Origin of the sequence: Paraburkholderia sabiae, from assembly GCF_030412785.1 — a bacterium.
Lineage (GTDB): Bacteria > Pseudomonadota > Gammaproteobacteria > Burkholderiales > Burkholderiaceae > Paraburkholderia > Paraburkholderia sabiae.
In genome coordinates, this window is record NZ_CP125295.1 from 2,826,272 (window position 1) to 2,849,572 (window position 23,301).

Sequence of the window (23,301 nt, forward strand, 5' to 3'; positions counted from 1 at the left end):
CCGCAGTTGAGCTATCGCTCAGCGACGTCCGCACTCTGTAGAAAGCCCGCAGTCAACCGCGCACGGCGCGAAAGCCCCACACAGTCTGGAGCACATACCGCCGCAATCAACCGAGGGCAAATGCAAAAAAACGTGCTGACCGAATGTGCTCCAGGTGGATGTCATGTTTCGCGCCGCGCGCGCCTGACTGCGGGCTTTCTACGGAGTGTTTGCGTCACTGCGCGACAGCTCAAGGACCGTGTGCCGTGGCGTTATCCTGGCGGGCACCGGAGGTTTGAAGCGGCTTTCTTTTGCCTACTTTTCTTTGCCGCTGCAAAGAAAAGTAGGTGCCGCCCCGCACAGGGGCAACGCGTGAAGTACGGATACGAATTCGCGGATGCCAGCGCCGCAAAAAGCCAAAAATGGCGACTAGCGTCGCAGACAAAAAAGCAGCTACTGCAAATTCACAAACAACCCACCATCGACCAACAAAGCAGCGCCAGTAACATACCTTGCCCGGTCGGAGGCCAAAAACACCACACACTCGGCGACGTCATCAGGCTGCCCCAACCGCCCTAAAGGAATCCGCTTCTCAAAGTAAGCCTTCTTGGCGTCATCAGCCAGGTCCTCGGCATTAAGATCAGTAGCAATAGTCCCAGGCATAACCGAATTACACCGAATCCCAAAAGGTCCAAGAGCGACAGCACATGACTGCATCAAAGAATGCACACCAGCCTTGGTGGGCGTGTAGTGCGTCTGCATACCGCCACCCACTAGCGCGCTAATAGAACTAGTCGCGACAATCGCACCGCCCGTACCTTGCGCCTTCATCTGCTGCGCAGCAGCCTGAGTGACAAAAAACGCGCCGTTGAGATTAACGGCAACGGTAGTTTCGAGCACATCAGCAGGCATATCCAGAAACGCATGAAACGGACAAATACCTGCATTGCTGGCCAGCACATCGACCTTGCCGAAGGCATCAACAGTTCGAGCCACAAGCTCGACGCCAGTCGAACGCAGAGCAACGTTCCCTTCAACGGCAATCACTCGTCGCCCAAGCGCCTGAATCTCATCGACAACCTCGTCAACAGCGGAGCGCCGGCCATACGATGCATCGTTATCGCCCCAGTAATTGATCGCGACATCGGCGCCCTCACGCGCACACGCCACCGCGATCGCGCGTCCAATGCCGCGCGAGCCGCCCGTCACGATCACCGACTTGTCTTTCAGCAGCACATGCGTCTCCTAAATTTTCAATGCTGATAAGGCCGCTCGAGCTTGCACTCCGGATTCAATCGCACGCCGAAGCCCGGCGTCTCGGGCACCTTCATTCGACCATTCACAGGAACCGGTTCGTCGAGCAGCAACGGCGTGAACATCGGCACGACCTGATCGGCCTTCGGCGCCATCATCAGAAACTCGGCGAACGGCGAGTTATGGCGCGTGACCACGAAGTGATAGCTGTACACCGACGACCCATGCGGCACGACCAGCACGTTATGCGCATCGGCAAGCGCGGAAATCTTGATCAGTTCCGTGATGCCGCCGCACCAGCCCACGTCCGGCTGGATCAGATCGCAGCAGCCCATTTCGAGCAGCATCCGGAAGCCCCAGCGCGTCGCTTCGTGCTCGCCCGTCGATACCATCATGCCGCGCGGCACATTGCGGCGCAGTTCGGCGTAACCCCAGTAGTCGTCGGGCGACAAGGCTTCTTCGATCCACTTCAGCCCATGCTCGTGCGCGGCCTTCGCGAGCTTCGTCGCGTACGTCACGTCGAGGCTCATCCAGCAGTCGTACATCAGCCAGAAGTCGTCGCCGACGCGGTTGCGCATTTCCGCGAGCTTGTCGATGTTCTTGCGCAAGCCCTCTTCGCCTTCCGCCGGATTGTGCTGCAACGGCAGCTTGCCGCCGATAAACCCCATCTGCTTCGCCAGATCGGGCCGCGCGCCCGTCGCGTAGAACTGCAATTCGTCGCGCACGGGTCCGCCCAGCAATTGATACACGGGCTCCTTGCGCACTTTCGCGAGCAGATCCCACAGTGCCAGATCGACGCCCGAAATCGTGTTGAGCACGACGCCCTTGCGCCCGTAGTACAGCGTCGAGAAGTACATCTGATCCCACATCTTCTCGATGTCCGTCACGAGTTGCCCTTCGAGGAAGCGCGCCAGATGCTTCTCGACGATAAACGCGCCGATCTCGCCGCCCGTCGTCACCGCAAAGCCGACCGTGCCGTCGCTCGCCTCGATTTCGACGACGAGCGTCCCCAGCACGTTGATACCGAATGACTGCCGGCTTTGCCGGTATTCGGGGTAACGCGCCATCGGCGTCGAGATGTGATCGTCGATCCAGTGTCCGTCGGCCTGATCGTGATAGTCCGCGCCGCCGCCGCGGACGACGAAGGCACGCACGTGCCGGATAGTGGGCATCGCCATGTTCTAAAGCTCCGTTCGTGGGTTGCGCGCGCCTCGCGTGTCAGCGGGCGCGATGAATGGGTTGCGGGAATGCGGACGTGTCGCGGCTCGCGTCGCGGCGCATCAGCGTGCCGATCAGCAGCGCCGCCAGCAGGCTCGCCGCGCCGAGCAGCAAGAGGCCCGCCGACGTCGACTGGAATGCGTGTTCGGCACTCGTGCGCAGCGTCGGCGCAATGAAGCCGCCCAGGCTGCCGAGCGAGTTGATCAGCGCGATGCCGCCCGCCGCCGCCGCGCCCGTCAGATAGCGCGTCGGAAACGTCCAGAAAAGCGGCTGCGCAGCGATGAAACCGCTCGCCGCGCAGCACAGCGCGAGCAAGGCCACGAGCGGGCTATGCGCAAGACCCGACACGCCGATCCCGCATCCCGCGAGCACCAGCAACACGACGGCCCAGCGCCGGTGCGTGAGCGTCGCATCGGCGCGGCGCGGCACGTACCACGTCAGCGCGAGCGCGCAGATCCACGGCACCGCGGCGACGAGACCGACGCGCAGTCCGACCGATTCGCCCATCAGCGCGGCCACCTGCTGCGGCAGATAGAAGATCACGCCGTACACGCTCATCTGGATCAACAGATAGATCGCCGACAACAACAGCACGCGCCGGTCGACCAGCGCCGCCAGCAGATTGTGCGGGCCGTGCGCGGCGGCCGCGCGCGCGTCGTCGTCGAGTGCGGCGCTCAAGGTCTTGCGCGCAGCCGGCGTGAGCCAGCGTGCATCTTCGGGCCGGTCGTCGAGATAGAAGAACGCCCACACGCCGACTATCGATGCCAGCACACCCTCGATCAGAAACAGCCACTGCCAGCCCGCGAGGTCCAGCGCGCCATGCAGATCGAGCAGAAAGCCGGACAGCGGACTGCCGAACATGAACGCGAGCGGCGCGCCGAAATAGAACACGCCGACGGCGCGCGCACGCGCCGATTGCGGAAACCAGCGCGTGAGGTAATAGATCACGCCCGGAAAGAAACCCGCCTCGGCGACACCGAGCAGAAAGCGCAACGTGTAGAAGGCCGTCGCCGTGTGCGCAAGACTCATCGCCGCCGACACGAGGCCCCACGTCACCATGATCCGGCACATCCACAGCCGCGCGCCGACGCGATGCAGCAGCAGATTGCTCGGCACCTCGAACAGTGCATAGCCGACGAAGAACACGCCCGCGCCGAACGCGAACGCCGCGTTCGAAATGCCCGTGTCGTGCTGCAACGCTTTCTGCGCAAAGCCGATGTTCGCGCGGTCGAGAAACGCCAGCACGTACATCAGCAGCAGGAACGGCAGCAGTCGCCGCATGACCTGACTGACGATGGCGTCGAGCGTCGCGTCGGATGATGTCCGGTTCATCGTGTCGTGTCTCCAGTGGCCTTCGTGCGAAGGCCTGGCGGCATGCGTGTGCCGCCGTTATCGTGATCGCTGCGCGCAGGTGAACATCACGCCAGCTAGTAAGTCGCGCGCCCGCCCGACAGATCGAATACCGAACCCGTGCTGAACGCGCAGTCTTCCGAGCCGAGCCACAGGATCAGCGAAGCCGCTTCGTCGGGCAGCAGGAAGCGGTTCATCGGTATCTTGGAGAGCATGTAGTCGATGTGTTCCTGCTTCATCGAATCGAAGATTTCGGTTTTCGCGGCGGCCGGCGTGACGGCGTTGACGAGGATGTTCTTCGTCGCGAGTTCCTTGCCGAGCGATTTGGTAAGTCCGATCAGCCCAGCCTTCGACGCGCTGTAGTGCGACGCGTTCGGATTGCCTTCCTTGCCCGCCACCGAAGCGATATTGACAATGCGTCCATAACCCTGCTTGAGCATCTGCGGCACGACCGCGCGGCACACCAGATACGGCCCGATCAGGTTCACGTCGATCACCTGCCGCCACACGTCGGGATCGAGTTCCCATGTCGTGCCGTTGCCGCCCGTGATGCCCGCGCAGTTGATCAGCACGTCGATCGCGCCGAACGCGGCGAGTGTCTGGCTGACGGCGGCGTCGATCTGCGCCTCTTTCGTTTGATCGACGGTGATGGCGGCGACCTTGCCGAGTTCGCCCAGTTCGCGCTCGCTGCGCGCGAGCCGCCCGGCGTCCAGATCCCACAGCGCGACGGACGCGCCCGACCGCAGCGCGCGCTGCGCCACCGCATAGCCGATACCCCGCGCGCCGCCCGTCACGACGACGACACGCCCCTCCAGATCGATTCGATTCATGCTTGCGCTCCTGTGCACCTGATGCGCGGTCTGGTCTCGCCGCGCATTCGTCCTGTCTGGACCGTGAATCAATCACGGCCCTCGGTGTACGCAATATAAATCGGTGCCCGATACGGGAACAATTCGACTGTTGGATGGGGTGATAACAAAACCGGATCGGCGCCTACGCAATCCCGAGCACGGAGCAGATCCGCTCTACGTAGCGCGGCGCCATTTTTTCGTAGCCGTCGCCCGTCGGATGGATCTCGTTTTCCCAGTCGTTGCTGACGCCGGGCGAATCGTCGACGGCGCGCGTCAGCGATTTGCGTGTGTCGATCACGTGAACGTTCGGCAAGCCGAGGTTCAGCGTGATCTCGGCGAGTTTGTCGATGAAGGCATCGGCGACTTTGTCCCAGTCCTGCATGGGAACCTTGTAAGTCACGAGCGCCGGCATCAGCCACGGACCGAGCCCGGCGATCGCGGGACTCGGACGCGGCGTCGCGTAGTCGTAGGTGTGCGTGAAGATCGGCGTATTGCGATTGTTCCGGCTCTTCGAGCGGATGAAGTCCAGCGCCTTGAATTGCAGCGTCAGATGGTTCGCGAAGTTCGCCCAGCCATCCTGCGAAATGTATTTGTCGACGGAAAGCGGGCCGTCCCATTCCGATTCCGTCAACAGGAGCCGTTCATGCGGCGCGATGGGCATCTGGTCGGCATCGACGGGCGGCACCTGCACGGCGTCGATCAGATCGTTGCCGCCCGCCGACAGCAGGATCGCATTCCACGGCTGCTCCTTCGGTCCCGCGAGCAACGAAAAGAACAGCGGATCGCGCCGCATGTCGACCATATGCGCGAGCGTGTCGCCGGGATCGGCGCAATTCACCGTCACGGTGCGCTGCGGAAACTGCATGTGATCGAGCAGCCGCGACGCGGCCCAAGGCTTGAGCGTGCTGAGCGAGAACCACGAGTCGCCCTGCGCGAGAAACTGCCAGTTGAACGGACTGAGATCGGGCGCGTGCTGCGTGCCCAACTGCTGCGAGGCGAACACTTTCATCTGGGTCGACATGACTTCCTCCATCACAGGTGAATGACTGCCCGCGAAAGCCTCGTCTTCACTCGCGACGCCGCGGCGAGCCGCAGCCAGTGTGGGGTTCCGAACGCTTCGCGGAAAAATGCCCAACCATCGATCAAGCTTGACCTACCCTGTTTGAACGTGCCGACACAGGCACACCGGCCGCAGCCGATGGCCGATCCATGCGCCCGCCCGCGCCCCCACGCCAGACAACTCCACCGTCCGTTCTCATTCCGCATGGGAGTTTCATCATGACCGCTGCTCCAACGCCCGCTCAAGCGACTGCCTTCGTGAACGATGCCCAACTGCCCGCGCCGCATCGCCGCCGCGGCGGGGAAACCGATACGGCGAATCCGCCGCCTGCCTTCGATGCATCGAAGGACCAGGCGGTCGTCGCCGGTTCGGGCGTCGTCTCGTTCAAGGCGGGCATTTCCGCCGCCCGCCGCCAGGCCGTCGCCGACTCGCTGCTGCTCGCGCAACTGATCCTCAAAAACAAGGGCGTGTCGCCCGACGACACGCAGAACTGGTATCACGGCTACGGCAGCGTGCTCGCGAACCTCGGCTGGCTCGTGCAAACCTGCGAGCTGACCGATTACGTGTCCAACGAAGCCGGCCTCGACGTACACGAAGCGATCATGGCCGTCGCAGCCGTGCTGCTCGGTCCGGGCGCCGTCGCCGCCGCGCCGCTCATTGAAGCGACGCTCAAGGCATTGCAGTCGATGGACACGTCCACGCCGTGGATCACGCTCTTCAATCGCGAGAGCCGCCGCGCGAATACCGCGAGCTTCCAGATCGCGCTCGCCGAGCCCGACGCCGACGGCAACATCACGGTGTCGCTGATGGCCTTCTCGCTATCGGCGAGCACAACGGTCACGCAAGTGTTGTTCGTCAAGGTGAAAAGCAACGATGCGAGCCTGAAGCGCTTCTCGACGAATGCGCAGATCAACATGTCCGTGCTCGACGCCGTGCAAGGCACGCTGCAGCAGAAAGTCGCGAGCTTCACGAGCAGCTATCTGAGCGCGCTGCCCGATCTGTCCTGAAGCGCGTGCCCGGCCGCGTGTTTCGTCGCGGCCGGGCGCGCCAGTTCAGTCGACCCACTTCTCCAGCATCGCCAGCAACTGCCCGGCGGCCGTCTTCTCGGCGACGCTCGCGGCGGTCTGGTTCGCATAGCGGTTCAGCACGAAATCGCACTGATCGAGCACTGAACTCCAGTAGCCCGGCGACGGCACGCGCGTGTGCAGATCGTCGAAATCTGAGCGGATCGCGGCAAGGTCAATGTCGAGCCGCTTCGCGGCGAGACTCTCGTAAAGGCGCAATTCCGTGCCCGCCGAAATGTTCCAGAAGTTCGGCTCGTCGTGTGCCTGCTGTTCGAGCATGCGTCTCAACCTGGCGACGGAATCGGCATCGAAGCCACTCGCGTTGTCCGCGCCCATGCCGCACATCAGTTCGGCCGCAAGCCGGTTCATCAGCGGATAGAACGCCGATGCCTCGCCGCGTGCGTTGCCGATCTGTTCGGCTTCGCGGTACAGGTCGAGCATCGTGCCGATCGCCGCGGACTCCGCCGCCGCATCGCCCGCCACGCGCGCGGTCAGCGCGATGCGCTTGTACGCCGACGCGCAGATGCTCACGCGCTCGACCGTCCGTTGCACGGCGAGCAGCGATTCCAGCAGCCGCAGACTGTCGCCGATCCGGCTGCGCGCCGCTTCGATATCGTCCGCCGACGCGCCGCCCGGCTGCGTCGCCTTCGTCTTCAGCGCGGTCCACGCCAGCCGGCACTGCAGGTTCGCGAGCTGATCGGTTGCGTTGAAGGTCGCGCGTCCATCGCCGACGCTCACTGCCTGTGCGTACCACGCGACAGCCTTGTCGTCGTTCTTCGCAGCGGCCCACGCGCGGCCAAACGCTTCGGCGACGTTGCCCTGCGATCCCCAGCGCTTGCCGAAGCGCATATCGAGGTATTGCAGGCGTTCCGTCGAACCCGCCGCTTCGAAGCGCGCGCCCGTCTCGAGTTCTTCGAGCGCGAGCACGAGCGATACCGCCGACGCGATGCCCGCATACCGTTCGTCGGGCGAACGTTCGCGCACGCTCGCGTTGCTCTCCGACATGTCGAGCGTCCAGTTCGCGTCGCCGTAGCACTGGTACGCCGCCCACGTATTGCCGCCGCACAGCCAGGCCGCGTCGCGCGCGGCGGCGACGGCATCGAGAAAGCGCTCGCCGTCGAGAAGCCGCTGATAGAACGTGGTCGCGAACTTCTGCGCGGGCTCGTCGTCGACGGCCCAGCCCGCCGCGATCACGCACTTCACGCCGATGCGGATCAGCGATTCCGCGACGTTCGCGGCATAACGCGGCCGGTCGTATGCGGGTGTGTCCGCGGCCTTCAGCAGTTGATCGCCGCTGCGCGCCGCCAGATAGCAGCAGTTCACGAACACGAGTTGCGGCGTGCGCTGCAACATGCGGATCTCGCGCGGCCCGAGAAAGATGCCGTCCGACAGCACCACGCCGCGCAACCGGTCGTCGCCGGCGCCGACGGAATTCGCTTCGTCGGCGGGCGGCTCGCCGTGCCCCGAAATGTGCAGCACGCGCCAGTCGCGTTCGAGCAGCGTACTGACGATCCTGCGCGCGTCGGGACCGCGCTCGCCGTCTGAGTGCGCGACGAGCGGCATGACGCTCGCGAGTCCCAGGCGCCCGCTCAGCATCTGCGCAACGGCGTCGGCTTCCTGCCGCGCGCCCGGCAGCGCGGGATAACGCGGATCACCGACATACGGCTCGCCGATCACGAGAATCTGTGCTTCGCGGCTCGCGTCATCGACGCGATGGCGGAAATCGCCGATCCGCAGCTTGCGCAACAGCTTCGCGCGGATCGCCCACGGACGCGGCGAATCGGCGTTGCGCTGCGGCGCGTTCGCGGCGCTGTCGAGCATTTCCCACGGAATGCCCGCCGTGCCGCTGTCGACTTCGATCTGCATTTCCGAGCCGCCCGCGAGAAACGGCTGCATTTCGCGCGGCACGAGCAGCTGATAGAGCACGAGACCGAGGTTCGCGTCGTCGTTGTCCGCGTTCGATGCCGCCTTCACCAGCTGCGTGAGCAGACGCCCTTGTGTGGCCGTCGCGCGGACTTCCGTGCGCGCGCGGCGCGTATCGAGCGTATAGACGACGTTCGTTTCGCCTGACGCGTCGTTCTGTGTGATCGCGCTGATCAGGTCGTAGTCCGCGCCGCGATAGCTGCTGTCGAGCGGACGCTTCAGGCCGCCCGTGCCGTCGCTCACGGCGTCGTCGATCGCGTAGCAGTCGGGGCTCGCCTGTTCGAGCAGCTTCAGCGAACGCCACGCTTCCGTCGAGCGGTCCATGTACAGCTCGATCAGGCGAAGGTGACCGACGCATGGCCAGTCCGTCAGCCGCAGACGCAGGTTGGCGTCACGCACGCCTTCCGCGACGAGCCGCGCCGCCTGCCCGGCCGCGATGCCGGAGCCGCCGCTGCCGATCAGCGTCGCCGCGAGTACGAACGGCGCGGCGCGGTCCGGCGCGTTTTCGGCGAGCCGCTGCGACCAAGCGATCACGCCGAGCCGCACGGTCGTGACGAGATCGGCGGCGCGCAGTTGCCCTTCGCTTCCGAGTCCGACGACGATCAGCCCGGCGGGACGCGGCAGCCGGAACGGATGCGGCGAGCGGAAGCCCGCGTTGACGAACACCTGCTGCGTGCCGATATGCTGCGGATAGCGCCCGAGCCGGATCGACGTGTTGAGCGCGCCACCGATCAGACCGTCGACGACACGCTCCACGCCCGTCAGCGATGCATCGCGATAGTGGCCGAGCAGCAGCGCTTCCTGCACGAACTGCAGGTTGCCGTTGACGACGCTGATTTTCAGACGATTGCCCGCGTCGGCAGCGGACGCAGCTTGCGGCGGCTGCGGAAGCTCCGCGAGCACTTGCGGCGGCACGGATGTTTCGATGCTTTGCACGCTTCACTCCGTCGGGCAGCGCGGCGCTCGATCCCACACGCCGATGTTGGGCCCGCGCGGCGAGCCCGCCATGAAGAACGAATCAGCCCAGCCCTTCTTCGAACAGCAGCGCTTCGAGTTCGCGACGCCGCACGAGACCTTGCAGGTTCGGCTGGTTCGCCCAGAGCCGTTTCATCGAACGGATCTGGTTGGGAATGTCGGTGAGATTGCCGTTCGCGACATCGGCGGCAATCGCGCGCATTTCGGTGTAGCGGTCGCCGGCCGCGCCGAACGACGGCCCGCGGTTATAGACGAGCGACACCAGCGCGCCCAGACAATCGGGCTTGAGCGTGGCGGCGTTCGGCAGCTTCGCGATGGTTTGCGCGATCGTGCGTTGCAGCGTCACCTGCCGGAAAACCGTGTTCGCGGCGGCGAACGGCACGCTCACCGACTTCACGCGCGGCAACGCCTGTTGCGCCGACGCACCCTTGAGGCCGCACACGCCGCCGAGCGTCGCGATGTCGGCGGGCGCGAGCTGCGCGGCGCCCCAGTCGGCCGACATGTGCTGCGCGTCGACGTAGCCGAGGTCGTAGCCGATGCCGATCGTGCAGCCCGACTGTCCTTGTGGCCACACGGGATGCGTGTAGAGCCGGTTGTACGCGGCTTCGCTCGTGACCTCGAAGGTGACGATCAGCTCGACGGCCTTGTCGGAAATGGCGGGCAGCGCCGCGCGGCGTGTGGGCAGCGCGACGGGATTGGTCTGGTCGTATTCCTTGCGTTCTTCGTTGGAACCCGTGTCGGAAAGCAGTTCGGCAGACTGGATGGTTTGCGCGAGCAACGTGTCGAATGCACTCATGGGAGAACTCCGGACAAGCACGAACAATGAGGCGCGTGTGCGCCAGCGGATGTGTGCCTGACAGATCGGCCGGTTCGTCGAGGCTTCAACGAGCATAGCAAAGCACACTGCATTGCCAAGGCAAGTTTGTGCGTTCTGAGCGGTGCCGAACAGAAGCCGGCTCGCGTCGGTGTTGGGGTAGCAGACTGTCGAGGACCGTTGCGCGGGAAACGTGTCGGATGTGCTCCATCACATCTGCGTTCGGCTGCGAATGCGGCGCTAACGGGACGCGCATTGCTCTGCTTTAATGAAAGAGCATTTGAATTGAAGGATCGGCTCGCCGTTCAACCCGTTGAGGGAGGAATCGTTCGATGCGGCCAATTTTCATCAGCTACCGGCGCGAGGATTCGGAAGGCCAGGCGGGACGCCTGTTCGAATCGCTGCGCGAAGTATTCGGCGAACACACGGTATTCATGGATGTCGCGACGATCGAGCCCGGCGCCGATTTCCGGCGCGCCATCGAAACGAACATCGACAAGTGCGCGGTGCTGCTCTCGCTGATCGGCCGGACGTGGCTCACGGTGACGGACCGCGACGGCAAACGGCGCCTCGACAATCCGGGCGATTTCGTGCGGATCGAAACGGCGTCGGCGCTCAAGCGCGGCGTGACGGTGATACCCGTTCTGGTGCAAGGCGCGGCGATGCCGCAGGAAGCCGATCTGCCCGCCGACATCAAGGATCTCGCCTACCGCAATTCCGTCGAACTCACGCACGCGCGCTGGGACAGCGACATGCAATTGCTGATCAACGCATTGCGCGAGCACGCGGACAACGACACGGCAGACAGCACCGGCGGGAACGACACCGGAGCGGACACATCGACTGTTACATCGACTGTTACATCGCGCACTTCGCGCAAGACGAACGTGAACAGGAACGGCAGCGATGGCAGCGGCAACAAGCGCATCTGGACGATCGGCGGCGCGGTCGCCGCCGTCGCGCTGATGGGTGCCGTCGTGCTGAAGCTGTCGGGCCCGGGGCACGAAGCGAAGGCGGATACGCCGCCCGTGTCCGCGCCCGTGCAAGCGGTGGCTTCACAGCCGCACAACCCGCCCGACCAGATGGTGTCGCGGAAAGAATTGCAGCGGGCCGCCCACCTGCGCGGCGCGTGCGTGAAGCCGTTCATCTGGCGTCAGGCGGAACCCGGCGACAAGGTGTGCGTGACGCAGGAAACGCAAACGCGCATCCTCGCCGAAAACAGGGCGGCAAGCGAAAACCGCTCGCCCAATGGCGGCGCATATGGTCCGGACACCTGCAAGACGGGTTTCGTCTGGCGTAATGCGTTCGAGGGCGACGTGGTGTGCGTGACGCCCGAATCGCGCGATATGACGGCCAACGACAACTCGCTCGGCGCGCGGCGCATCGTGCCGTTGCCGCAGCAGTCGTCAGCGCAGTAGCAGACACACCGCCCATTCCCCGCAGGCAAAAAAAGCCCCGGATTCTTGCGAAACCGGGGCGAATCCCATGTCAAGGAGTTCTCATGGAGGAGACGGTTTCATTCTGGCACCGTCCCGCCTTCGCTCCAACGAAGCCTTTCGTACAAGCAATCCACGCCCGCGTGCGCAGCCGATAACCCTGACGCCGTTATATCGTTAGAACAAAAAGTCGTTTCCCGCTGCTACCATCGGTCACTAACATGACGGTTCAGGCCCATCGCCCGTTCGCATGAGAAGCATGTCGCAATGGTTCGAACATGCATCCGGCCGGCCGCCACTGCAGCAAGGAGCTTGAAGTTGACCCGTTTCGACCAGAACCGCCGCCCGCTCGTGATCGGCATCGGCGGCACCACGCGCGCGGCATCGTCCACTGAACGCGCGCTCGGTTTCGCGCTGCGCGGCGCCGAACAGGCCGGCGCGCGCACGCGTCTGTTTGGCGGCGCATTCCTGCACAGCCTGCCGCACTATGCACCCGAAAGCGCGCAGCGCACTGCCGAGCAACTCGAACTGATCGAGTCGGTGCGTCAAGCCGATGCGCTGATCATCGCGACGCCCGGCTATCACGGCGGCGTATCGGGCCTCGTGAAGAACGCACTCGATACGCTCGAAGAACTGCGCGCCGACGAGCGTCCGTATCTCGACGGTCGCGCGGTCGGCTGTATCGTCACCGCGTATGGATGGCAGGCGGCGGGTTCCGTGCTGACGTCGCTGCGTTCGATCGTGCACGCGTTGCGCGGCTGGCCGACGCCGTTCGGCGCAGGCATCAATACGCTCGAAACGCGCTTCGAAACCGTAGACACGTGCTCGGATCCAAAAGTGGTCGATCAGCTGTCGACGGTCGGCCAGCAGGCCGCGCAATTCGCGCTCGCGTTTCGCTCGCATCATGCGGCGAATGTCGCTGCGCATGCGGCGTCGTCGGATGATGAAGACGATGCGCGCGGTTCGCGGGTTCTCGCGCTGGCGAACTGATCCGCTGCTTTTGCTTTGGCGAACGCCACGCGCGGCTTCGATGCGGCGCGTGGCGTTTTTGCGCTTTGACGTTCTGACGTTCAACGCGGATCTCTTTCGCATACCTTGGCGGACTCGTCCGAAACCTTCCGCGCACTGTACGAAAACGCACGGGCAATCGGCCGCACACGCGGCAGAATCGAGCCGTAACTAGCGGTTCCCCAAGCAGATCCCTCGCGAAAACTCAAAGCTTCCCCGGCCTGATTTGCTTCCGACGAATCGTTGGTTCAGTCGTCGAACGGGGTCGCTTACGCTTGGCGGGACGATCAGCAGCAGGGAGCAGTGCAATGAAGAATCCAAACCACTTTCGGACGAGTTCCGAACATCCGAAGCCGGAGAAGGCTTTGCGGGGCAACCGGCATATCCGCTACAAGGGCTACGAAGTCGCGCCCGTCGCGCAGCGCCTGCCCAACGGCCTCTTCGCGGCGAATCTCACGATCGAAAAGACCACGCCCGCGAGCGGCGATCACGCCTATTCGTTCGATGCGCTCGACTACTTCTTCGACGAAGAACACGCACTTGCGTATGCGTTCCGCTGGGGACGCTTATGGATCGACTGTCATCAATAAACGCAGAGCAGTATTGCAATTTTTGACGTCGCGCGGCACGTAAAACGTGCGCATCAGCACGGCGTATGCCCGCTCGACGTCACGAAATAACGGGTTATGACAGAATAGCCGGAATAACTAGCCAAAGATTCCGCCTGACATGTCAGACACCCTGATCACAGAAGCAGAAGCCGCTCATGATCATGCGCTGCGGCACTGGACCTTCGATGGCCACGCGCGCATGCGGGTCGGCTCGGACGAACACAAGCAGATGTTCTGCCGGATGCTGCTTGAAACGCACAACCCGTACAAGCCCGCCGTTATCGACTGGCCGCAGTTGCCACCCGACGCGCTCAAGCGCATCACGTCGCTGCCCATCTGGGACATCGCGGTGCAGACGGAAGGCCGCGCGTCGATCCGCGTCTCGACCTACGCCGCGCAGGTGCAAGACCCGCTGGTGCGCGAAGCAATCGAAATGGACGCCGCCGAAGAAGCGCGTCACAAGCATGTGTTGTCACGCCTCGTCGCCGCATACGGCATCGAACTCGCGCCCGAACCCGACTACCCCGCACCGCGCGACGCCGAATGGGCGTGGATGTTCACCGGCTATAGCGAATGCATCGACAGCTTCTTCGCGTTCGGCCTGTTTCGTTCAGCACAACTGTCGGGCTATTTCCCCGAAGAACTCGTCGAAACCTTCGAGCCCGTCATTCAGGAAGAAGCGCGCCACATCCTCTTTTTCATCAACTGGGTCGCGTGGTATCGCCGCACGATGCCGTGGTGGCGGCGTCCGTGGCACTCGCTGCGCGTCGGCGCGATCTGGGTCAAGCTGATCTGGGACCGCGTTGCGATCGCGAAAGGCATCGACGCGAATGGCGTCGCGCACGACTCGAACTTCCTCGCCGCCAACAGTTCGAACATCGGCCAGTCACTCTCGACACGTCAACTGATCGAACTCTGTCTCCAGGAAAACGACCAACGGATGGCCGGCTACGACAAACGCCTCGTACGTCCGACGCTCGTTCCGAAGCTCGCGCGCCTCGCGCTGCGTTTCATGGGCAAGCAGTAACGTTACTGGATACGCCCATGAACGTGCCGTGCGACCGCGCACGCGGGCACTTTCACGACACGTTTCAACCGAGGGAGACAAACCACATGCAATGGACCGTCGATGAGCAGCTCGCGCTGACGGCAACCCAGGCCGTCGAAGCCATCCAGTCGGGGCGCCTCGCCGCCACCGACTATGTCGCGACCTTGCTCGCGCGCGCCGCCGCACTCGCCACCCTCAACGCCTTCACGGTCATCGACATGGAAGGCGCGCTCGCGGCCGCGAAGCGCATCGACGCCCTGCCGCCCGACGAAAAAGCCCGTCTTCCGCTCGCGGGCCTGCCTGTCGTCATCAAGGACAACATCAACACGGCTGGCCTGCTCACGTCGGCGGGCACGCCCGCGCTCGACGGCTTCAAGCCGAAGACGGACGCGCCCTCCGTGCGCAAGCTGACCGACGCGGGCGCGATCGTGCTCGGCAAGACCAACATGCACGAACTCGCGTTCGGCATCACGAGCACGAATCTGGCCCCGCATGCAGGCGCCGTGCGCAATCCGTACGACCCGTCGTTGATGGCTGGCGGCTCGTCGGGCGGCACGGCCGTGGCCGTCGCGGCACGCGTTTCGCCTGCCGGACTCGGCAGCGATACGGGCGGCTCGACGCGTATCCCCGCCGCGCTGACGGGCATCGCGGGCTTCCGGCCGTCGGTGGGCAACGGCGGTGCGGAACGCCGCTATCACGATCCGCAGGCCGTCGTTCCGATCAGTCACACGCGCGATACCGTCGGACCAATGGCGCGCACCGTCGCGGATGTCGCGCTGCTCGACGGCGTGATCACGGGCGACACGGCGCTGCCCGATGTGCAACTGTCCGCGCTGCGCATCGGTCTGCCCGAACCGCTGTGGGCCGAACTCGAACGTTCGACGGAAGACGTCGCGCGCGGCGCGCTCACGAAACTCGAAGCGGCGGGTGTGACCTTCGTGCCCGTCGCAATGCCCGACCTGATGCGTCTGAACGAACAGGTAGGCGGCCCGATCGCGATTCACGAAGCGCTCGACGACGTGCGCGAATACCTCGTCGCGAACGATGCGCCCGTCAAAACCGTGGGTGAACTCGCGGCACGCATCGCGAGCCCCGATGTGCGCGACATCTACGACGCCGTACTGGCGGGCGCTCTGGCGCAGCAGTATCCCGACGCGCTGCACACGTGGCGTCCGCAATTGCAGCAGCACTACGCCGATACGTTCGCGGCCGCACGGCTCGACGCGCTGCTGTTCCCGACCACGCGGCTGGTGGCCGTTCCCATCGACGAAGTGAACGGCTCGTCGATCGTGTCTATCGACGGCTCGCCTGCCATCGAAGAAATGACGGCCTACCTGCGCAATACCGATCCCGCCAGCAACGCGGGCATTCCGGGCCTGTCGCTGCCCGCCGGGCTCACGCAGGAAGGCTTGCCCGTCGGCATCGAACTCGACGGGCCGCTCGGCAGCGACCGCCGGCTGCTCGCCATCGGCATCGCGTTCGAAGCACTGCTCGGCACGGTGCCCGCTCCAACCATCTGACTCTTCATGATCCGACCACGCATCAGGCACCTGGCGGCGCTTGCCGTCGCGCTGTGGACGTCCGGCTGTGCGCTCATCGCGGCAGCCGACCCCAACGCACTCTGGAATATCGTCGACCATCAGTGCGTGCCCGCTGCACGCGCGTCGGGCAGTCCCGGCTTTTGCACCTCCGTCGATCTGCAAAAGCGCTACGCGATCCTCAAGGACATCAACGGCAACACGCAGTTTCTGCTGATTCCGACCGATCGCGTGACGGGCATCGAAAGCCCGAGCGTGCTCGACGCCGATGCACCCGATTACTGGGCCGACGCGTGGGCCGCGCGGCAATACGTGGGCTCGCGCATCGGCCTGACGTTTCCGCCGAACCAGCTGGGCCTCGAAATCAATTCGAAGTACCGCCGCTCGCAGCAGCAGTTGCATATCCATATGGACTGCATGCACGACGGCATCATCAAGGACCTCGCGCGCTTCAGCACGATCGAGCCCGGTCAGTGGCACTGGACGACGCTCGACGGCAACAAATACCGCGTGATGCGCGTGCTGTCGCTGAAGGGCAATGACGACCCGTTTCGCATCGTCGCGCGCGACCGTCACGGCAGCGACGCCATGGCGCAGCAGACCATTCTCGTGACGGGCGCAGGGTCGAGCGACAAGGACGGCTGGCTGGTCGTCAACAGCGGACTGGAACTCGACGACGGCAGCGGCACAGCCGAACCGCTGCTCGATCACGCGTGCGAGATCGGCATGCATCGGTAAAGGCGCTGGGCATTTGTTCAGCCCGTACGCATAACGCGGGCTAAATCCGCTTTGCTCACATGCTTTGCCGAACAAATTGGTTCGGCTGCGGCGGCCTCGCCTTTAGGATCGGTTGGACTGCAATACGACCGATCCGCCAATGTCCTTCTATCTCGACGACGCACAACGACACACGCTCGCGCAACGACGCAACAGCTTCACCTGGCGCACCGAATGGCCGACGTGGCTCTTGATCGGCACGATCTACGGCGGATGGTTTTTTATCGCGAGCCATGCGCGCTCGCTCGGTCTGGGCATCGCGATTCCGCTGCTCGCCGTGTTCAGCGCGTGGTACATGTCGTTGCAGCACGAACTGCTGCATGGACACCCGACGCGCTCTGCGTTCGTCAACGGACTGATCGGTTTTGCGCCGCTAGCTGCGTGGTTTCCGTATCGCGTGTATCGCGATCTGCATTTGCAGCATCACGACGATCCACATCTGACGCATCCCGAGATCGATCCCGAAAGCTATTTCGTCAGCGGCGCTGCGTGGCGTCAGGCGGGAGCGCTGACGCGCGGATTGCTGGTCGCGCGCAATACGTTTTTTGGACGCCTGCTGCTCGGCCCCGCGTTTTCGATTGCTGCGACGGCGACTCAGGCGCTGCGCAAGCCGATGCGCGGCGACTGGTCCGATGTGCCCGCGTGGCTCGCGCATTTCGCCGCGCTCGCTGCGCTGATGGCGTGGCTCGACCGTGCGTGCGGGATTGCGCCGTGGCTGTTTATCGCGTGTGTCGCGTATCCTGCGCTGGCGTTGAGCGCGGTGCGCTCGTTTTATGAACATCGTGCGGCCGCTTCGCACGAACATCGTTCCGTCATCAACGAGGCCGCGTGGTTCTGGCGTCTGCTGTTTCTGAACAACAACTACCACCTCGTGCATCACGATCTGCCGCATGTGCCGTGGTTTGCGCTCCGAGGTGTCTATGAAACGTCGCGTCAGCGGTACATCGATCGCTGCGGGGGTTTTGTGGTGAACGGTTATAGCGAATGGGCGGGGCTCTATGCATGGTCGCCCGTTGCGCATCCGACGCATGGCGCGCCGTCCGGTACGATCCCGACGACGACCAGTGCCGCGAGCGCGTGACAGCAGAACAGACAGACGATTCACTCATCACCGTCCAGCTTACCCAGCCATTCCCCCGCCGCGCACAGCATCGCTTCGAGTCCCGTGCGCAGCGTCGGGCTGAGTACAGGGGCAAACTTCGGCGAATGGTTGCTCGGAATTTCATTGAGCTTTTTCGCGGCCAACGCGCTTTTGAACTGGTCCGGATCCGTTCCGCCGACGAACCAGAATGCGTAAGGCACACCCCATTCACGACCGAACACGCTGAAGTCCTCACTCGCCGCAGCGGGTTGCGCTTCGTAAGCGCGCTCGCCGAAGTGGCTTTTGAACGCAGCGCCTAGTCGCTCGATCGTCGCTTCGTCGTTGATCGTCAGCGGATAACTCGACAGCGTAGTGAATTCGGGTTCGCGCGGCGCGTTCGATGCCGCGCATTCCGCGCAGCAGATGCGGCGAATGGCGCCCAGCATGTACTCGCGCACATCGTCATCGAAGGTGCGCATATTGAGTTTGAGCGTGGCGTCATCGGGGATGATGTTTTCTTTCGTGCCCGCCTGGAGTGCGCCGATAGTCAGTACAGCGCTGTCGCGCGGCGAAATTTCACGCGAAACGATGGTCTGCAGACGCAGCGTCGTCGATGCCGCCATGATGACCGGGTCAACGGACGTCTGCGGCTGCGAACCGTGCGAGCCACGGCCGAACAGCCTGACCTTCAGACTGTCGCCCGCCGACAGGATCGTGCCGCTCCGATAGCTGACCGTACCCGCCATGCCGACCATCACGTGCTGACCCAGTATCACGTCGGGCTTGGGGAAGCGCGTCATCATGCCGTCGTCGATCATGCTGCGCGCACCGCGCCCCACTTCCTCGCCCGGCTGAAAGACGGCCATCAGCGTGCCGCGCCAGGCGTCGCGGTGTTCGGCCATCAGGCGCACGACACCCATCAGCCAGGTTACATGGAGATCATGACCGCACGAATGCGCGACGCCGACCTCGACTCCGTCTTCATCCCTGGCCGTTACCGTGCTCGCGTATGGCAGCCCGGTGGCCTCCGCCATCGGCAGCGCATCCATGTCGGCGCGCAGCATGACCGTCGGGCCGTCGCCGTTGCGCAGCACGGCCACCACTCCCGTACCGCCGACGTTGCGGGTCACTTCGTAACCGAACTTCTGCGCATGATCTGCTGCGATCTGCGCGGTTCGCACCTCCTGCATCGACAGTTCAGGATGCGCATGCAGATCCTTGTAGATCGCTTCGAGATCCGGCAACAGGATATCGATCGCACTCGCCATCGTTCCGACCAGTTTCGACATGGACAGCTCCGTCTATCGTCGCGCCGGACGCGTAGCCCGATCGCCGGCCATCGAAGTCTAGGCGGCCAACCCTTCAACTTCGATACGAAAGTGGGCACGCGCCACCATCCCTGCACGATCCGCCGACCTGCGCGATAGTTCATCGACAAGCGATACCGCGGCAACCCGATCGCGCCTGGCCTCTCCCTCTGCGCGAAATCCAATGAAATACCTGTTTGCCACAACAGGAGAAAAATCGTGCGTATCCCAAGCCCTCGCAACGTGCGGACGATGCTGAAGATCGCCGTCGCCGTAGCGATCCCGACTCTATGCAACACGCCAGCCATGACAGCCGGCTTACAGACCGACGCGACATCGACATCCGGCGAAGCGGCGTTTCTGGCGGAGAACCATGCCGCCATGACGAAAATGATGGACGGCATGTCCGCGACACCGACGGGTGACGTCGATCGCGATTTTGTCGCGATGATGGTGCCTCACCATCAAGGCGCGATCGACATGGCGCAGGCCGAACTGCGCTACGGACACAACGAACAGTTGCGCCGTATTGCACAAGAGATCGTCGTCGAGCAGCAGCAGGAAATCGTCGCGATGCACGTTGCGATCGGGCAGCCATTGCCAGCAACTGCACCCGCCCCCGCTCAGGCCACCGGTCACGGCATGCAAATGAACATGCCACACCCTATGCAAGGGGATCAACGATGAAACGCCCATCGATCATCGCCGTCGCGTTCTCTGCAAGCGCGCTCATCGCAGCGCAGTTCGCGTGGGCGGGCCAGGCCCCCGGGTCGCAGTCCGATCCCGACATTCCCGTCAGCCATCACGATCGTGTCTACGCCGCCGAACAGTTCTCGAACACCGTGTCGGTGATCGACCCCGCCGACAACAGGCTGCTCGGACTGATTCGCCTCGGCGATCCGTCGCCGGGCAATTTCAGTCCGTTATACAAAGGTCAATTGCTGGTTCACGGCATGGGTTTCTCGCCGGACCATCGCACGATTGCGGTTGTCTCGATCGGATCGAACTCGGTTTCGTTCATCGATACGCAGACCAACGCCGTCAGGCATGTCACCTACGTGGGCCGCTCTCCTCACGAGGCTTTCTTCACGCCCGATGGAAAAGAAGTGTGGGTGACCGTGCGCGGCGAAAACTACGTTGCGGTACTCGACGGAAAAACATACGAGGAGAAATCGCGCATCACGGTCCCGTCCGGTCCCGGCATGCAGATCTTTTCGCCGGACGGAAAGTACGGCTATGTCTGTTCGTCCTTCAACCCGGAGACCGAAGTGGTGTCCGTCGCCGATCACAAGATCGTCGGCACGGTCAGGCAGGCCAGCCCCTTCTGTCCCGACCTCGCGGCAACGCCCGACGGCAAGCAGGTCTGGTTCACGCTCAAGGACACGGGCAAGGTCCAGGTGTTCGATGCAAGACCGCCATTCGCGCCGATCACGACACTCGACACAGGCCCGATCACGAATCACGTGAACATCGTGCATAACGACAAGGGCACGTTCGCGTACGTCAGCGTCGGCGGCCTGAACGTGGTGAAGGTATTTCGAACCGATGACTTCTCGCAGGTCGCGACGATACCCGTCGGCAACCTGCCGCATGGGATATGGCCATCGGGCGACGGCAGCCGCATCTACGTCGGCCTCGAAAACGCCGATGCGATGACGGCTATCGACACATCGACCAACACGGTCATCGCAACGGTGCCCATCGGTCAGGCGCCGCAAGCGGTAACCTATGTACCGGACGCAGTACCGGAAGGCGACGGCACGCTGAACCTGCAGACGCTGGGCCTCGCGGGTCAGAGCGTCCACATCGTGCTCGTGCCGATAGGGTCGGGCAAAGCTAACAACGCGTCCAGCACACCTACGACTGTCGCATTGTTCGATCAGGGTCTCGTGCAGGTTCTGCAGGCCGCCGTCACGGGTCTGCAACCGAAACAGCCCTACGTACTGGCTCTCGCCGACAACGCCAATGGCAAAGGCGATCTGCAAGTGCTCGCGAATTTCATGTCCAATCCGGCGGGCTCGGCGATCGTCAATGCGCTCGGGCAGATTCGCCAGCTGGTCACGCCCGGAACGGGCAATGCAGGCAAGGCGGGCGAAAGGCGCCGCTATCTCGTGGTCGCCCCGCAAGGAGCGGACAAGCCTGGCGCGCCTGTCCAGGTGCAGTCGCCATAACGGTATCGAATCTGTTGATTTTTCAAACCCACATCTTTAACTTTATTGCTGACGCAGGCTGTTCAATTGCAGTCCGTCAGACTGGGAGTGAATCGATGGAAAAAACGATCTCGTACAAGGGCTTTGAGATCACCGTGACGCTCGATTCCGTGCGGGCCGTATCGGGCGAATTCAGATACGGTCCCCCGGTGGGGTACGTTGCGGTGGTGAGTATCTGCACGGCGGATCCGAGAAGGCCCATAGGTGTACCGATCCGGCTCGTCAAGGAAGGCAACCTTGTCTTCGACACGGTAGACGACGCCTTGACAACCGGATTGACCGCCGCGCAGCGTGCGATAGACGACAAGAGCGCCCCTTGACCGCAGGGGCGCCCGCAACCGCTTTACCGATGCATCATGCCTTGCCCGGAATGCCGCGCCCGCGCAACGAACAACCCGACGTCTCCGTGACGAAGATCAGCGCCAGCGCGCCGATCGCGCACGCGGCCATCATGTAGTACGCCGGCACGAGCACATTGCCGGTGCGTGCGATAAGCCACTCGTTGACCATCGGCGCCGTGCCGCCGAAGATCGACGTCGACACGTTATATGCGATCGCCATCCCTGCATAACGCACCTGTGTCGGGAACATCGCCGGGAACATCGCCGAGATGCTGGCAAGCTGCGGCACGTACAGCAGACCGAGCACCGAGAAGCCGATCAATGCGCCGGCGAGACCATGCTTCATCAGCAGGAACATCGGAATCGCGGCGACAAAAAGCCCGACAAGCGAAAACCACCAGACGTTCTTGCGGCCGACCCGGTCGGAGAACGTCCCGGCGAACGGCAGAAACACCATCATCGTGAGCATGCCGATCAGCGGCACCAGCAACGACATGTTGTCGCTCATGCCGAGCTGCTTCTGCATGAAGGTCGGCATGTAGGCGAGCAACACATAGTTCACCACGTTCAGCGCCACCACCAGTCCACCGAGCAACACGAGGGGCCGCCAGTAATCGGCAATCAGCGCCTTCAGCGTGACGCAGCTCTGCTTGTCGCTTGGCTTGTCGGTACGGCTCGTGCGTTCCAGTTCGACGAAGACGGGCGTGTCTTCGAGTTTCGAGCGCAGATAGAAGCCGATCAGCCCGAGCGGCGCCGCGATCAGGAACGGCAGGCGCCATCCCCAATCGTGCATCGCGGTGTTGCCGAGCACGACCGAGCAGCCGAGCATCAACAGCGCGCCGAGCGAAAAGCCCGCGAGCGTGGCGAACTCGAGGAAGCTGCCGCAAAAGCCGCGCTTGTGGTCCGGCGCATATTCGGCCATGAAAGTCGCCGCGCCGCCGTATTCGCCGCCCGTCGAAAAGCCCTGGATCATGCGCAGAACGATCAGCAGCGTCGGCGCCCACCAGCCGATGTGCGCGTAAGTCGGTACGAGTCCGACCAGCAGCGTGGCCAGCGACATCAGGATGATCGTCATCGCGAGCACCTGCTTGCGGCCGAGGCGGTCACCGAGCGGACCCCAGAACAGACCGCCCAGCGGACGGACCAGAAATGAAATCGCAAACGTGGCGAGCGCGAATAACGTGGCCTGAGCCGTGCTGCCCGGAAAAAGCGCCGCCGATATGTAGGTCAGACCGTAGGCGTAGATGCCGTAGTCGAACCACTCCGTGGCGTTGCCGAGCGCCGATGCCGCGATTGCGCGGCACAACAGACTCGTCGACTGGCGCTGCTCCGCCTCGCCTTCCCATGCATGTGAATGTGCGTAGCCCATCGTCCCTCCCTCCTGAATCTCCAGCGATGCGACTTCGCCCCCGACCGCATCGACAACACAGATAGTAGTTAGCGCTTGCCGTTAGAT

At 63.6% G+C, this 23,301-nt stretch carries 20 protein-coding genes; 11 read left to right on the plus strand and 9 right to left on the minus strand.

All coding sequences use genetic code 11. The features are described from left to right. Window positions 1–432 precede the first annotated feature (432 nt). The 5 genes from QEN71_RS12635 to QEN71_RS12655 all read right to left on the minus strand — a co-directional run bounded on the left by QEN71_RS12635 (window position 433) and on the right by QEN71_RS12655 (window position 5,673). Entirely contained in the window at window positions 433–1,215 is a 783-nt protein-coding gene (locus QEN71_RS12635) for an SDR family NAD(P)-dependent oxidoreductase (protein ID WP_201653607.1), read from the minus strand. A gap of 17 nt (window positions 1,216–1,232) precedes the next feature. Then, complete coding sequence (rhmD, locus tag QEN71_RS12640) at window positions 1,233–2,411, minus strand: L-rhamnonate dehydratase (RefSeq protein ID WP_201653610.1); 1,179 nt, start codon at window positions 2,409–2,411, stop codon at window positions 1,233–1,235. A 40-nt stretch (window positions 2,412–2,451) separates the two neighbouring features. After that, complete coding sequence (locus QEN71_RS12645) at window positions 2,452–3,783, minus strand: MFS transporter (RefSeq protein ID WP_201653613.1); 1,332 nt, start codon at window positions 3,781–3,783, stop codon at window positions 2,452–2,454. Between the two features lie 95 nt (window positions 3,784–3,878). Further along, on the minus strand, window positions 3,879–4,631 hold the full coding sequence (locus tag QEN71_RS12650) for an SDR family NAD(P)-dependent oxidoreductase (RefSeq protein ID WP_201653616.1): 753 nt from the start codon (window positions 4,629–4,631) through the stop codon (window positions 3,879–3,881). A gap of 163 nt (window positions 4,632–4,794) precedes the next feature. Next, complete coding sequence (locus QEN71_RS12655; protein WP_201653619.1) at window positions 4,795–5,673, minus strand: GDSL-type esterase/lipase family protein; 879 nt, start codon at window positions 5,671–5,673, stop codon at window positions 4,795–4,797. A gap of 257 nt (window positions 5,674–5,930) precedes the next feature. Between QEN71_RS12655 and QEN71_RS12660 the strand changes: the two genes are divergently transcribed. Next, entirely contained in the window at window positions 5,931–6,719 is a 789-nt protein-coding gene (locus QEN71_RS12660; protein WP_201653622.1) for a hypothetical protein, read from the plus strand. A gap of 45 nt (window positions 6,720–6,764) precedes the next feature. Here QEN71_RS12660 and QEN71_RS12665 read toward each other — a convergent pair whose 3' ends face one another. Beyond that, on the minus strand, window positions 6,765–9,635 hold the full coding sequence (locus QEN71_RS12665) for a CHAT domain-containing protein (RefSeq protein ID WP_201653624.1): 2,871 nt from the start codon (window positions 9,633–9,635) through the stop codon (window positions 6,765–6,767). An 82-nt stretch (window positions 9,636–9,717) separates the two neighbouring features. After that, window positions 9,718–10,470, minus strand: coding sequence for a glycoside hydrolase family protein (locus QEN71_RS12670; protein ID WP_201653627.1), 753 nt, complete (start codon window positions 10,468–10,470; stop codon window positions 9,718–9,720). A gap of 350 nt (window positions 10,471–10,820) precedes the next feature. Between QEN71_RS12670 and QEN71_RS12675 the strand changes: the two genes are divergently transcribed. The 7 genes from QEN71_RS12675 to QEN71_RS12705 all read left to right on the plus strand — a co-directional run bounded on the left by QEN71_RS12675 (window position 10,821) and on the right by QEN71_RS12705 (window position 17,987). After that, window positions 10,821–11,906: a toll/interleukin-1 receptor domain-containing protein gene (locus tag QEN71_RS12675; protein WP_201653630.1), complete on the plus strand. Its 1,086-nt coding sequence runs from the start codon at window positions 10,821–10,823 to the stop codon at window positions 11,904–11,906. A 336-nt stretch (window positions 11,907–12,242) separates the two neighbouring features. Then, window positions 12,243–12,914, plus strand: coding sequence for an NADPH-dependent FMN reductase (locus tag QEN71_RS12680; protein ID WP_201653633.1), 672 nt, complete (start codon window positions 12,243–12,245; stop codon window positions 12,912–12,914). A 383-nt stretch (window positions 12,915–13,297) separates the two neighbouring features. Continuing rightward, entirely contained in the window at window positions 13,298–13,522 is a 225-nt protein-coding gene (locus QEN71_RS12685; RefSeq protein ID WP_201653870.1) for a transcriptional regulator, read from the plus strand. 139 nt (window positions 13,523–13,661) lie between these two features. After that, window positions 13,662–14,570 carry a ferritin-like domain-containing protein gene (locus tag QEN71_RS12690; protein WP_201653636.1) on the plus strand — a complete coding sequence of 303 codons (909 nt, stop codon included), beginning with the start codon at window positions 13,662–13,664 and terminating at the stop codon, window positions 14,568–14,570. Window positions 14,571–14,656: 86 nt separating this feature from the next. Next, entirely contained in the window at window positions 14,657–16,111 is a 1,455-nt protein-coding gene (iaaH, locus tag QEN71_RS12695; protein WP_201653639.1) for an indoleacetamide hydrolase, read from the plus strand. Window positions 16,112–16,117: 6 nt separating this feature from the next. After that, window positions 16,118–16,867, plus strand: a complete 750-nt coding sequence (locus QEN71_RS12700; RefSeq protein WP_201653642.1) for a CDP-diacylglycerol diphosphatase — start codon at window positions 16,118–16,120, stop codon at window positions 16,865–16,867. Window positions 16,868–17,006: 139 nt separating this feature from the next. Continuing rightward, the gene (locus tag QEN71_RS12705; RefSeq protein WP_201653644.1) at window positions 17,007–17,987 is read left to right on the plus strand and encodes a fatty acid desaturase; all 981 of its coding nucleotides are present in this window, start codon (window positions 17,007–17,009) and stop codon (window positions 17,985–17,987) included. A 20-nt stretch (window positions 17,988–18,007) separates the two neighbouring features. Here the strand turns inward: QEN71_RS12705 and QEN71_RS12710 are convergent, their stop codons facing one another. Then, a complete protein-coding gene (locus QEN71_RS12710; protein WP_201653647.1) occupies window positions 18,008–19,276 on the minus strand; it encodes a M20 family metallopeptidase in 1,269 nt (422 codons plus the stop codon). A 237-nt stretch (window positions 19,277–19,513) separates the two neighbouring features. On the opposite strand from QEN71_RS12710, the gene QEN71_RS12715 reads away from it, so the two are divergent. From QEN71_RS12715 to QEN71_RS12725, 3 genes are all read left to right on the plus strand, one after another. Continuing rightward, on the plus strand, window positions 19,514–19,981 hold the full coding sequence (locus QEN71_RS12715; protein WP_233471975.1) for a DUF305 domain-containing protein: 468 nt from the start codon (window positions 19,514–19,516) through the stop codon (window positions 19,979–19,981). Continuing rightward, entirely contained in the window at window positions 19,978–21,465 is a 1,488-nt protein-coding gene (locus QEN71_RS12720; protein WP_201653653.1) for a YncE family protein, read from the plus strand. The genes QEN71_RS12715 and QEN71_RS12720 overlap by 4 nt, the downstream gene beginning before the upstream one ends. 95 nt (window positions 21,466–21,560) lie before the next feature. Further along, window positions 21,561–21,824: a hypothetical protein gene (locus tag QEN71_RS12725; protein ID WP_201653656.1), complete on the plus strand. Its 264-nt coding sequence runs from the start codon at window positions 21,561–21,563 to the stop codon at window positions 21,822–21,824. A gap of 34 nt (window positions 21,825–21,858) precedes the next feature. Here the strand turns inward: QEN71_RS12725 and QEN71_RS12730 are convergent, their stop codons facing one another. After that, on the minus strand, window positions 21,859–23,214 hold the full coding sequence (locus QEN71_RS12730) for an MFS transporter (protein ID WP_201653659.1): 1,356 nt from the start codon (window positions 23,212–23,214) through the stop codon (window positions 21,859–21,861). Window positions 23,215–23,301 lie beyond the last annotated feature (87 nt).